This window comes from Amycolatopsis alkalitolerans (assembly GCF_006152065.1).
In the GTDB taxonomy this organism is placed as follows: Bacteria; Actinomycetota; Actinomycetes; order Mycobacteriales; family Pseudonocardiaceae; genus Amycolatopsis_E; species Amycolatopsis_E alkalitolerans.
This window is the reverse complement of sequence record NZ_VDFW01000027.1, coordinates 24352-36652: the sequence shown is the minus strand read 5'-3', so window position 1 is coordinate 36652 and position 12301 is coordinate 24352. Positions and strand designations below refer to the sequence as shown.

The 12301-nt window shown below is 67.6% G+C and carries 12 protein-coding genes; 6 read left to right on the top strand and 6 right to left on the bottom strand.

What is annotated here, in order from left to right; translation table 11 throughout:
• The first annotated feature begins 18 nt into the window (after positions 1-18).
• Positions 19-645 carry a TIGR03085 family metal-binding protein gene (locus FG385_RS25480; RefSeq protein WP_139099325.1) on the top strand — a complete coding sequence of 209 codons (627 nt, stop codon included), beginning with the start codon at positions 19-21 and terminating at the stop codon, positions 643-645.
• On the opposite strand, the gene FG385_RS25475 is transcribed toward FG385_RS25480, so the two are convergent.
• Entirely contained in the window at positions 629-1225 is a 597-nt protein-coding gene (locus FG385_RS25475) for a class F sortase (protein WP_139099324.1), read from the bottom strand. The two genes, FG385_RS25480 and FG385_RS25475, sit on opposite strands and share 17 nt — an antisense overlap.
• Entirely contained in the window at positions 1222-1677 is a 456-nt protein-coding gene (locus FG385_RS25470) for an excalibur calcium-binding domain-containing protein (protein ID WP_139099323.1), read from the bottom strand. The genes FG385_RS25475 and FG385_RS25470 overlap by 4 nt, the downstream gene beginning before the upstream one ends.
• A 300-nt stretch (positions 1678-1977) precedes the next feature.
• Here FG385_RS25470 and FG385_RS25465 point away from each other — a divergent pair, with 300 nt between their 5' ends.
• The 5 genes from FG385_RS25465 to FG385_RS25445 all read left to right on the top strand — a co-directional run bounded on the left by FG385_RS25465 (position 1978) and on the right by FG385_RS25445 (position 7824).
• On the top strand, positions 1978-2766 hold the full coding sequence (locus tag FG385_RS25465; protein WP_139099322.1) for an IclR family transcriptional regulator: 789 nt from the start codon (positions 1978-1980) through the stop codon (positions 2764-2766).
• Positions 2767-2888: 122 nt separating this feature from the next.
• Positions 2889-3965: a quaternary amine ABC transporter ATP-binding protein gene (locus FG385_RS25460; protein ID WP_235022787.1), complete on the top strand. Its 1077-nt coding sequence runs from the start codon at positions 2889-2891 to the stop codon at positions 3963-3965.
• The gene (locus FG385_RS25455; RefSeq protein ID WP_139099320.1) at positions 3965-5896 is read left to right on the top strand and encodes an ABC transporter permease; all 1932 of its coding nucleotides are present in this window, start codon (positions 3965-3967) and stop codon (positions 5894-5896) included. The genes FG385_RS25460 and FG385_RS25455 overlap by 1 nt, the downstream gene beginning before the upstream one ends.
• A gap of 21 nt (positions 5897-5917) precedes the next feature.
• Positions 5918-6880, top strand: a complete 963-nt coding sequence (locus FG385_RS25450; RefSeq protein ID WP_139099319.1) for an ABC transporter substrate-binding protein — start codon at positions 5918-5920, stop codon at positions 6878-6880.
• Between the two features lie 182 nt (positions 6881-7062).
• Positions 7063-7824: an IclR family transcriptional regulator gene (locus FG385_RS25445; protein WP_139099377.1), complete on the top strand. Its 762-nt coding sequence runs from the start codon at positions 7063-7065 to the stop codon at positions 7822-7824.
• A 155-nt stretch (positions 7825-7979) separates the two neighbouring features.
• On the opposite strand, the gene xylA is transcribed toward FG385_RS25445, so the two are convergent.
• From xylA to FG385_RS25425, 4 genes are read right to left on the bottom strand one after another with little or no spacing between them, the layout of a single operon-like run.
• Positions 7980-9137 carry a xylose isomerase gene (gene xylA / locus FG385_RS25440; protein WP_139099318.1) on the bottom strand — a complete coding sequence of 386 codons (1158 nt, stop codon included), beginning with the start codon at positions 9135-9137 and terminating at the stop codon, positions 7980-7982.
• A 13-nt stretch (positions 9138-9150) separates the two neighbouring features.
• Positions 9151-9969, bottom strand: coding sequence for a carbohydrate ABC transporter permease (locus FG385_RS25435; protein ID WP_139099317.1), 819 nt, complete (start codon positions 9967-9969; stop codon positions 9151-9153).
• On the bottom strand, positions 9969-10910 hold the full coding sequence (locus tag FG385_RS25430; RefSeq protein WP_139099376.1) for a carbohydrate ABC transporter permease: 942 nt from the start codon (positions 10908-10910) through the stop codon (positions 9969-9971). The genes FG385_RS25435 and FG385_RS25430 overlap by 1 nt, the downstream gene beginning before the upstream one ends.
• The gene (locus tag FG385_RS25425; protein WP_139099316.1) at positions 10910-12202 is read right to left on the bottom strand and encodes an extracellular solute-binding protein; all 1293 of its coding nucleotides are present in this window, start codon (positions 12200-12202) and stop codon (positions 10910-10912) included. Before FG385_RS25425 ends, FG385_RS25430 begins: the two co-directional genes overlap by 1 nt.
• Positions 12203-12301: the final 99 nt, after the last annotated feature.

Sequence of the window (12301 nt, the reverse complement as noted above, 5' to 3'; positions counted from 1 at the left end):
GCGGGTAGTCTCGGCCGCATGGGTATCGCCGCTGATGAGCGCCAGGCGCTGAGTGCGCTGTTCGACGAGACCGGGCCGGACGCGCCGACGTTGTGCGAGGGCTGGCGGACCCGGGATCTCGCCGCGCACCTGGCGCTGCGCGACCGCCGGCCGGACGCCGCGCCGGGCATCGTAGTCCCGCAACTCGCCTCGTACACGCGCCGGGTGCAGGATCAGTACGCCGCGAAACCGTGGCCCGAGCTGGTCGAGCTGGTGCGCTCCGGGCCGGCCCGGTTCTCCCCGATGCGGATCGGCGCGGTCGGCGAGGCCGCCAACAGCACCGAATTCCTGGTGCATCACGAGGACGTTCGCCGCGGGCAGCCCGGTTGGGAGCCGCGCGACGTGGACTCGGCGCGTGACGCGGCGGCGTGGCGCGGAGCCACCATGGCGGCCAAACTCAACCTGCGCAAATCGCCCGTCGGCGTGGTGCTGCGCACGCCGGACGGCCGGCAGGCGACCGTCAAGACCGGGCCGGACCCGGTGACCGTCGTCGGGGCGGCGGTCGAACTGGTGCTGTTCGTGTTCGGCCGGGACGCCGTCCGTGCTGGGTTCGAGGGCGACGCGGCGGCGATCGGGCGGCTGAAGGCACTCAGCCGGGGGATTTGAGCCGGGCATAGGCCACGATGTTGTCCTCGTAGTTCCTGGTCGCCCGGTCGAACGTGCCACCGCAGGTGATCAGGCGCAGTTCGGGGCCGGCCGTGTCGCCGTAGACCTCGTCGGTCGGGAAGGCCGACTTCGGGTAGTGCGCCACGCGGTAGACCGTGAACACCACGCTGCTGCCATCCGCGCGGCGCACGATGGCCTGATCGCCGGCGCGAAGGTCCTTGAGGCGGTAGAACGTGCCGGGCACGTGGTTGTAGTCGACGTGCGCGGCCAGCACGGCCGGGCCCACGTCACCGGGAGCGGGGCTGCCGGTGTACCAGCCGGTCGTCCGCGCGTCCTTCGGCACCTCCAGCTCCCCGGCCGAGGTCAGGCCGAGGTCGATGATCTGTCCGGTGTGGACTCCGATGGCCGGGATCTCCAGCGTCGCCGGACGGGCGCCCGCCGTGACCGGGGCCGGTTGCGTCAGCACCTGTGTGGTCGTGGGCGGTTCCGGTTGCGGGGTCTGCGGTGCCGGGCCGCAGGCCACGAGCGCGGCGCCGATGGCCAGCAGGGCGGGCCACCGGCGCCGGGGCGGGAAACTCATCGCTGCGCGCGCCGCCGGGCGAGTACGACGGCACCGGCCGCGGTCCCGGCGAGCGCGACACCGCCGACCGCGAACGCGGCGCCGTTACCGGAATCGCCGTCACCGCCGCCGGTCGCCACGCTGCCGGACGGCTTGACCCTGACCTGCCCGGTGGACGTTCTGGTCGGCGTGGTCGTGGGTCTTTGGGAGGTGGTCGCCGGCTTGCTGGACGTGGTGGTCGTCTGCGCCGGTCTGTGGGGAAGCGACTCGCAGGCGATCCCGTCGTTGTCGTTTCCGTCGAGGTTATTCGGATCGGACGGATCCGCGTCGTAGACGGCCTGGGCGTCCTCCTGATATTTGAAGTCGCTGCAGTTCAGATCCCCGCTCTGGCCGAACGCGAGGGGAACGGGGCCGGCCAGCGAAATGGCGCCGGCCGCGGCCAGGGTACCGAGCACACGACTGATCTTGGGCATGAGGAGGTTCCTTTTCCGTCGGAGTGTGGCGATTCCGCCGCTTTGTGCACCCTGTCGTATTCGGAAAAGCGAACGTTACCGGGAAAATAATTGCTGATATGCGGTTGGAAACGGTGATCATTCGCCCGGATTTCGATGGGTATCCCGCGGATTGATATTTTACCGTTTCCGGAATCGTCGAAATAGGCAAAGGAGTGTCCGAAGTGGACAGCCAGTGAGCAAAGTCTTCCATAATACAACGTGGAGCACTATGTGCAACAGAGTGCGCGAAAAGTTGCGGTCGCTGGGTAAAGTTGCGTCATGGGCAACGGTGATGTGCAGCGAGGTGGCAACGGAAACGGCGTCCAGGTTCAGTCGGTGGACCGGGCGCTGGCCATCCTGGACATCCTCGCCAGACGCGGGGAAGCCGGCGTCACCGAGATCGCCGGCGAGCTCGAAGTGCACAAGTCCACCGCGTCGCGCCTCGTCGGTGCCCTCGAAGCGCGCCAGCTCGTCGAGCAGGTCAGTGAACGCGGCAAGTACCGGCTCGGATTCGGGATCGTCCGTCTTGCCGGCGCGACCACGGCGCGGCTGGATTTGCCGCGGGAGAGCCAGCCCGTGTGCGAGCGGCTGGCGGCGGAGTTCGACGAGACCGTGAATGTCGCGATCATGGACGAGGGTCAGGCCACGAACATCACGCAGGTGCACGGCACCGCCGCGGTGACGGCGCGCAACTGGATCGGCCAGCGTACGCCGCTGCATGCCACGTCGAGCGGGAAGGTCTTGCTCGCCTGGGCGTCCGAGGAAGATCTGACCGTGGCGCTCGACACCCTCGAGCGCTTCACGCCGAACACGATCACCAGCCGGTCCAAGCTGCTCACCGACCTCAACGCGGTCCGTAAACGTGGCTGGGCTTGCACGGCCGAGGAGCTGGAGGTCGGGCTCAACGCCGTCGCGGCGCCGATCCGGGGCAGCGACGGCGATGTGGTCGCCGCGGTCAGTGTTTCCGCGCCCGCGTACCGGATGACCAGCGAAGCGTACTCGTCGATCGCCGAGCGCCTGCGTGCGGGCGCGAACGAGATCTCTTTCCGCATCGGTTATTTCGGCTAACAGTCTCGTTGCTAACCGGTTTGAAACATCACTCACCCTTGACGCGGCAAGATCGGCAACACATCCTGTCTCCGGAACAGAACCGGGCGTTGCGTATTGCGCAACAATGAGAAAGGGGGATCGTGGCGGTACCGATCCACGAGCTCAATACCGGGGCAGCGGTCAGTACGGAGCCCGTCATCTCGGTCTCGGGGCTGTGGAAGGTGTTCGGTCCGAAGTCCGATCGCATTCCCGGCTCGGCCGAACTGCACGGGCTTTCCCGCCGCGAGATCATGGACCGGACCGGGTGCGTGACCGCGGTCCGTGACGTCGGATTCGACGTCGCACCGGGCGAAGTCTTCGTGGTGATGGGGCTTTCCGGCTCGGGAAAGTCCACTTTGGTCCGCTGCCTGACCAGGCTCGTGGAGCCGACGGCCGGCGGAATCGTGTTCGAGGGCGAGGACATCCGCGCCGCGGATGCGAAGAGGCTGCGCGAGCTGCGACGGGGCAAGTTCTCGATGGTGTTCCAGCACTTCGGCTTGCTGCCGCACCGGCGCGTCGATGAGAACGTGGCCTACGGGCTGGAGATCCGCGGCGTGAAGAAGTCCGAACGGCTGCGGCGCGCCGGCGAGGTGATCGAACTCGTCGGGCTTTCCGGCTACGAGAAGTCGTACCCGGACCAGCTCTCCGGCGGTATGCAGCAGCGCGTCGGGCTCGCGCGGGCGCTCGCCGTCGACCCGGACGTGATGCTGTTCGACGAGCCGTTTTCCGCACTGGACCCGCTGATCCGCCGCGACATGCAGAACGAGGTCATCCGGCTGCACCGCGAGGTCGGCAAGACCATGGTGTTCATCACCCACGACCTCAACGAGGCGCTCAAACTCGGCGATCGCATCCTCATCATGCGCGACGGCGAGACGGTGCAACTCGGCACCGGCGACGAACTGGTCGGCGCGCCGGCGGACGACTACGTGCGGGACTTCGTCCGCGACGTGCCCCGTGCGGATGTGCTCACGCTGAAATGGATCATGCGCCCGCCGCGGTCCGGGGACGCGCTCGACGGGCCGGAACTGGCGCCCGAAGTGCTCGTCCGCGACGCGACGAGGGCCGTGCTCGCCGCCGAAAAGCCGGTCCGCGTGGTACGGGACGGTGAGCTGATCGGCATCGTGGGTGACGAAGAGATCCTATCCGTCATCGCCGGCGAAGAGCGCGACGCGTGATGGCCGCCGTCTCACTCGCGCGGCCTTCCGCGCGCAGGCCGGGAAAAGGTGTGCTCGTCGCGGGGATTCTCGTGGCGTGGCTGGTGCTCTGGTTCGTCCTGCGTGGCCTGCAAACGCTTTCTCTCGGTGCGGCCCAGCTCACCGGGCTGCACCGGTGGCTCAACGAAGTCAACGACACGATCGGCGCGAACCGCGACTCCAACCCGGTTTTCCTGTACTTCTTCAACGAGATCCGGCTCGTCGTGAGCGAGTTCGCGACCTTCGTCCAGTCCCTCATCGCGCAGCCCGCCTTTGACCGGCCGGTGCCGCTGCTGGGCTGGCTCGGCGTGGTCGCGGTGATCACCTGGATCGCGGTCGCGGCCGGCCACTGGCGAGCCGGGCTGCTCGCCGCGGCCGGGTTCTTCTTCCTCGGCCTGCAGGGGCTCTGGCAGGAGAGCATGGACACGCTCGCGCTGACGCTGAGCGCCGTGATCATCGCGCTGCTGTTCGGTATTCCGCTGGGCATCTGGGCCGGGCTGTCGGACCGGTTCCAGCGGTTCATCACGCCGGTGCTGGACTTCATGCAGACCATGCCGACGTTCGTCTACCTCGCGCCGCTGACGCTGTTCTTCCTGATCGGACCGGCTTCGGCGACCATCGCGACGCTGATCTACGCCGCACCGCCGGCGATCCGGCTCACCGCGCACGGCATCCGGTCGGTGCAGCGTGAAACCGTCGAGGCCAGCGATTCCCTGGGCTCGACGGCCTGGCAGACGCTGACGAAAGTGCTGCTGCCCTCGGCGAAGCGCACCATCGTGCTCGGGATCAACCAGACGATGATGGCCGCGTTGTCGATGGTCACGATCGCCGCGCTGATCGACGCGCCCGGCCTCGGCAAGACGGTGGTCCAGGCGCTGCAGACGCTCGATGTCGGCACGGCTTTCAACGCCGGGCTCGCGATCGTGGTGATGGCGATCGTGCTCGACCGCATCACCACCGCCGCGGCGAGTGCGAAGAAGCGCCACACGCCACGATGGTTGCTCGCGGCCGGTGGCGCCGGGGCGCTCGTGTGCGCGTACCTGTCCTACACCTACGTCTGGGCCGCCGAGTTCCCCGACGTCGAAATCGGCTCCGCCATCGCGAAAGCGGTGAGCGACGCGACCGACTGGATCCAGCTCAACCTCGCGCCCGTCACCAACGCGATCAAGGACGGGGTGACGCTGGTGCTGATCGATCCGTTGCAGTCGCTGCTGTCCGAGTCGCCGTGGTGGCTCATCGGCGCGGTGGTCGTGGCGCTTTCGGTGGTGCTCGGGGGTTTGCGGGCGGCGATCGTCTCGGCGGTCTGCCTCGGCCTGATCATCGGGACCGGGCTGTGGCAGGACAGCATGATCACGCTCGCGTCCACTTTGGTCGCCACCGTGATCGTGATGCTGCTCGGGGTCGTGATCGGCGTGTGGATGGGGCGCAGCGAGCGGGTGGACCGCGTGCTGCGGCCACTGCTCGACGCCGGTCAGGTCATGCCCCCGTTCGTCTACCTGGTGCCGTTCCTGGCGTTGTTCTCGGCGACCCGGTTCACGGCCATCGTCGCCGCGATCGTCTATGCCGCCCCGCCGGCGATCAAGATCACCGCGGACGGGGTGCGCGGCGTTTCGGCGACGACGGTCGAGGCGTCGCTCGCGTCGGGTTCGAGCGCGTGGCAGACGATCACGAAGGTCCAGTTGCCGATGGCGAAGCGCGCGCTCACGCTCGCCACCAACCAGGGCCTCATCTACGTCCTGTCGATGGTCGTGGTCGGCGGGCTGGTCGGCGCCGGCGCGCTCGGTTACGACGTGGTCGCCGGTTTCTCGCAGGGACAACTCTACGGAAAGGGGCTCGCGGCGGGGCTGGCCATCGTCCTGCTCGGCGTCCTGCTCGACCGTCTGACACAGGCGGCGGCACGGCGTTCCGCCTGACAACAAGGAGGATTTTTACCAGTGGCACGAACGAAATGGCTGGGTGGTGCGGCGCTCGCGTGTGCGGCGCTCCTGCTGACCGCCTGCGGTGGCGCGAAGGTCGGGGATTCGAATGCGAGCGGCTCCGGTGGCGGGAAATGCGGTGATTTCAACATCGCGGTCAACCCGTGGGTGGGCTACGAGGCGAACGCGGCCGTCGTCGCGTATGTCGCCGAGCACGATCTCGGCTGCCACGTGACCAAAAAGGACCTGAAGGAAGAGGTTTCCTGGCAGGGATTCGGTACTGGCGAGGTCGACGTGATCCTGGAGAACTGGGGGCACGACGATCTCAAGAAGAAGTACATCACCGAGCAGAAGACGGCTGTGGAGGCCGGTTCCACCGGCGTGAAGGGGCAGATCGGCTGGTACGTCCCGCCGTGGCTCGCGAAGGCGCATCCGGACGTGCTGGACTGGCACAACCTCAACAAGTACGCGGACATGTTCAAGACCTCGGAGTCGGAAGGCAAGGGGCAACTGCTCGATGGCGACCCGTCCTTCGTGACGAACGACGAGGCGCTGGTGAAGAACCTGAACCTGAACTACAAGGTCGTCTACGCGGGCAGTGAAACGGCGCTGATCCAGGCTTTCAAGCAGGCCGAACAGCAGAAGACGCCGTTGATCGGGTACTTCTACTCACCGCAGTGGCTGCTGTCGGAAGTGCCGCTGGTGAAGGTGAACCTGCCCCCGAACACGCCAGGTTGCGATTCGGATCCGCAGAAGGTCGCCTGCGACTACCCGAACTACGACCTGGACAAGATCGCGAGCAAGAAGTTCGCGGACGCCGACGGGCCGGCGTACCAGCTCGTGCAGAAGTTCCAGTGGACCAACGAGGACCAGAACACGGTCGCCCGCTGGATCGCCGAGGAAAAGATGAGCCCGGACGCGGCCGCGAAGAAGTGGGTCGACGCCAACCAGGCGAAGGTGACCGCCTGGCTGGGCAAGTAAGGCGAATCTCGCGCACCCGCGTTGGGCGTTCTGGGACCGGAACGCCCGACGCGGGTACCGCTACTGAACCGTGATCAACGGGGATTGAGATGGGCGTGAATCGCGGTAGCCTGGCCATGTTCCGGTCATCGTCGACCTGAGGAGCCGCCATGGAGAGGGTACTGTCGCCCGCGCCCACGCCCATGACCGCAGCCGGACGACTTCTCGCCGTGCTCGATGCGTTCGCGCCCGGCCGCAGCAGCCTCACCCTGAGCGAGATCAGCCGCCGCGCCGGGCTTTCGCTGACCACCGCGCACCGGCTGACCGGGGAACTGATGAACTGGGGCGCGCTGGAGCGTGACACCGACGGCCGGTACCGGATCGGCCTGCACCTGCTCGAACTGGCCGCGCTCGCCCCGCGCGGTCTGGAGCTGCGCGAACTCGCGCAGCCCTATCTCGAGGACCTCTTCCACTCCACCCGCGCACACGTTCACCTCGCGGTGCGCGACGGCTCCGAAGTCGTGTACGTCGAAACCCTGCGCGCCCGGGGGGCGGTGACGGTGTTGAGCAGGCTGGGGCAGCGCTGGCCGCTCCAGGTGGCCGGTACCGGTCTCGTCCTGCTGGCCTACGCGTCGCCGGAGGTGCAGGAGAGCGTGCTGCACGGCCCGCTCAAGCGGTACACGCCGAAGACCGTGACCGATCCGAACGAGCTGCGCCGCACGCTGGCGGACGTGCGCCACACCGGCATAGCCGTCGCGGAGGAGCAGATCACCCTGGAAGGGGTGGCGATCGCGGCGCCGATCCGGGGCCCCGGCGACGAGGTGGTCGCCGCGCTGGGCCTGGTCGTGCACATCGACGAATGCGAACCGCGGGCGCTGTTCCCGGTGATCAAGGCGACCGCGCGGGCGATTTCCCGGGCGCTCGGCGCACCGTCGGCGAAGGGGCATGCGCTCTCCGTCCACTGATCTTCCATCTCGCGGAATCGGCCTCGCCGGGCCGAGGGCACTCACGGGATTCCTGCCAGGCGTGCTGGCGCAGTTTCGTGGCCGATGAGGGCGCGGTGCGCCTTCGTGTTTCCCTTCACCACCACGCAGATGCTGCGCGAGAGCCAAGCGGCCGGTCAGCGGACGCCGTAGAGGTGTTCGAGGGCGAGTTGGTCGAGGTGCTCGAACGCCATACCTCGCTTCGCGGCGGCCTCCGGGTCGAACTCCTCCGCACGGAACGCTTCCAGGCTCTCACCCGCGGTGAGCGTCGGCTGCGAGAGCTCGTCCACCCGGGCCGCCGACAGCGCCGCCCGCACCTCCGGGTCCGCCCGGAACGCGCGCACCTTCTCCCGCAGGATCAGGTAGTTGCGCATACAGCCGGCGGCCGAGACCCAGACGCCGTCGAAGTCCTCGGTGCGCGGCGGTTTGAAGTCGAAGTGCCGCGGCCCGTCGTACCCGCCGTTCTCCACGATGTCCACGGTCCAGAACGCGCCACGCGCGTTCCCGGCGCCGAAACGCAGGTCCTGGTCGAACCGCGGACCGTGCTGGCCGTTGAGGTCGATGTGGAACAGCTTGCCGTGCCACAGCGCCTGCGCGAGCCCGTGCGCGTAGTTGAGACCGGCCATCTCCTCGTGCCCGACCTCGGGGTTGAGCCCGACCATTTCGGGCCGGTCCAGCTCGTTGATGAACGCGAGCGCGTGCCCGATCGTGGGCAGCAGGATGTCACCGCGCGGCTCGTTCGGCTTCGGTTCGATCGCGACGCGCAGTTCGTGGCCGGAGTCGACGATGTACTGCGTCATCGTGTCGACGGCTTCCTTGTACCGGTCCAGCGCGGCCTTGACGTCCTTCGCGGCACCCGACTCGGCGCCCTCGCGGCCGCCCCAGCACACGAACGTCCGCGCGCCCAGTTCGGCGGCCAGGTCCAGGTTGTCCAGCACCTTGCGCAGCGCGAACCGGCGCACGTCGCGGTCGTTGTTGGTGAAGCCGCCGTCGCGGAACACCGCGTGCGAGAACAGGTTCGTGGTGAGCATCGGCACCTGGATGCCGGTGGTCGCGAGCGCCTCCCGCAGCGGCTTGAGCGCCGCCTCCTTCTCGGCGGCCGACGAACCGAACGGGATCACGTCGTTGTCGTGGAAGGTGATGCCGTACGCACCCAGGTCCGACAGCCGGTGTACGGCTTCGGCCGGCTCCATCGCCGGTCGTGCCGCACCGCCGAAGACGTCCACCCCCTGCCAGCCGACGGTCCACAACCCGAACGAGAACCTGTCCTCACGGGTAGGGGTGAAATCCGGCATTTCGTCTCCTAACTCACTTACCGAAACCCGCGGTCAGCCCGGTCACGAGCTGGCGGCGGCCGAGGATGTACAGCGCCAGGACCGGCAGCGTCGACAGCAGCACGGCGGCGAGCACCGCCGGGATGTTGACCCGGAACTGACCCTGGAATGCCCACAATGCCATGGGCAGCACACGCTGGTCCGAGCTCTGCGTGAGGATCAGCGGGAAGAGGAACCCGTTCCACACGTTGAGCCCGTCGTAGACAGCCACCGTCACGATGGCCGGCTTGACCAGTGGCAGCACCAGGCTCACCAGCATCCGCCAGTGCCCGGCACCGTCCATCCGCATCGACTCGAACAGCTCGTTCGGCACGTCGCGCAGGAAGTTGGCGAGGATGATCACCGACAGCGGGATCGCGAACGCCACCGACGGCAGGATCACCGCGAGCAGCGTGTCGTACATACGCGCCCGGGTGATCAGGTAATAGATCGGGATGATCGTGGCCTGCAACGGGATCGCCAGGCCCAGCAGGAACGCCTTGTAGGTCAGCCCGGCGAACCGGGTCCGGCCGCGCACCACGAAATAGGCGGCCATCAGCGAGACCGCGACGGTGATCGCGACGGTGCCGAGCGTGACGATCGCGCTGTTGAGGAAGTAACGGAGGAAGTCGTTTTCCAGCACCAGCTGGTAATTCCCGAGCGTCGGGGGCGACGGGATGCCGAGCGGGTTGGCGTCGTAGAACCCCTGCTGGTTTCGCAGGCTCGTGACGACGATGTAGTACACCGGCACCAGCACGACGACCAGCCAGACGAACCCGGCGATCCCGGCCGGCACATTGGGACGGGCGCGCATCAGGCTCCCTCCAACTGGCTACCGCGGCCGAACCCGGCGAGCCGGGCCAGCCCCAGTGAGAGCGCGAGACCGGCGACCACGAGCAGCACCGCGAGAGTGCTCGCGCGGCCCATGTCGTTGGCCGAGAAGCCCTTGAGGTACATGTCCAGCGGCAGGAACCTGGTCGCGTCGCCCGGCCCGCCGCCGGTGAGCACGAACACGAGGTCGAAGTAGGTCAGCGAGCCGACCAGCATCAGCGTCGAGGATGTGACGATCGTGTACCGCAACTGCGGCAACGTGATCGAGAAGAACTGCCGTACCCGGCCGGCGCCGTCGATCTCCGAGGCCTCGTACAGCTGACGCGGGATCTGCCGCACACCGGCCTGGTACAGCAACGTGTGGAACGGGACGAACTGCCAGCCGATCACGAAGATCACCATGTACAGCGCGAGTTTCGGGTCGCCGAGCCAATCCTGCGAAAGCGCGTTGATCCCGAACGCGCGGCTCAGCCCGAAGTTGGGATCCAGCAAGGCTTTGAAGGCGATCGCGATCGCCGCCGCGGACAGCAGCAGCGGCAGGAAGTACAGCACCCCCAGTACCGCCCGGTACCGGCCGCGCCCGGCGATGAACACGCCGAGCAGCAACGAAACCGGTGTCTGGAAGAGCCAGCTGAACACCATCACCTGCACGCTCAGCCAGATCGCGTGGTAGGTCGCCGGGTCGCCCAGCGCACTCGCCCAGTTGGTGAGCCCGATCCAGCTGGGGTCGCCGATGCTGTCCCAGCGCATGAGGCTCAGCACCACGACCCCGCCGAGCGGCAGCAGGGCGAACACCGCGAAGAACACCAGCGCGGGGACGGCCATCAGCGGGCTGGGCCCGGTGCGGGGGTTTCCCGCACCGGGCTTCCGCACGGCCTCCGACCGGAGATCGGCCCGCTCGGAGGCGATCGTGGGAGCTTCCATCACTTGCCGATCGTCGCGTTCATGGTGGCGGAGAACTGCTCCGGCGTGATCTGCTTGAGGAACAGCTGACCGAGGTTGTTCAGCAGCGTGTCGGCCTGCCCCGGCGAGAGGGCCTGGTCCCAGGAGAGCTGGAAGTTCGGCGCCTTGCTCGCCATGTTGTACACATAGGACAGATACTGCGGGTCCTGCGCCTTGGCGAGTTTCGCCTCGATCCCGTTGACCGGCGGCACGGAACCGTTGGCCAGCAGGCTGTCCACATAGGAGTCGTTCATGACCCCGGTGCGCAGGTACTGCACCGCGGCCTGCTTCTGCTGGTCGCCGGCCGTGGCCGAGATCGACCAGTAGTTGGCCGGGTTGCCCACGATGTCCGCCGGTGCGCCCTTTCCGCCCGCGACGGTGGGGAAGGTCGTGTAGCCGAGCTTGCCGCCGGAGATGAACTGCGCGTCGGCCTGCTTGATGGTGGGGAACGCCCACGAGCCCATCAGGTACATCGCGGCCTTGCCGGTGAACAGCAGCGCGGTGTCGGCGTTCGAGTCGGTGGCGATCGAGTTGAAGCCCTTGACGAACCCGTCGGCGTCGACGAGTTGCTGGATCATGGTGTTCGCCTGGATCACCGCGGGATCCGACCAAGCGTTCGGCCTGTTGGCCGCGATCGCGTTGAACACCCCGGGCCCGCCGATGCGGTCGACCAGGTATTCCTCCCACATCAGCTGCGGCCATTTGCTCTGCCCGCCCATCGCGAACGGGGCGATGCCGGCCTGGTTGAACTTCGGCACGAGGGCCATCAGATCGTCCCAGGTCTTCGGCGGCTGCGCGCCGATCTTGTTGAACAGGTCCTTGTTGTAGAACAGCACGACCGGTTGCATACCGTTGTTCGGCACCGCGTAGGTCTTGCCGTCGATCACGCCGGTCCGCGCGACCGAGGGCAGGTACCGGCTGGTCAGCGTCGGGTCCTTCTGCACCTCCGGGGTGAGGTCCATGACCTTCCCGGCGTCCACCCAGGATTTGAGCATGCCGCCGTTGCCCCAGCTGAACAGCAATGAAGGCGCCTGGCCGGCGCCGACGGCTGAGCGGATCTTCTGCTTGTAGGCGTCGTTGCCGAAGAACTGCCCGTCGACCTTGTCGTCCTGGAAGGAGGTGCGGAAGGTCTGCTCGTCACCGCCGGTCAGCGCCCATGCGGTGACACCGCCGCCGGCACTCGACGGACCGCTGCTGCCGCAGGCCGCCGTGAAGCTCAGGAGTGCGGCCACCCCGGCCGCCATCAGCGCCGTTCTGCGCTTGCCCAGTGTCATCGTCGTGCCTTCCCCATCGAAGGTTCCGAAAAGTTTCGGAAACACTATGGTGTGGCACGGAACTTAGGACGCTCCGTGCTCCCCGTCAAGGGGCTGGCG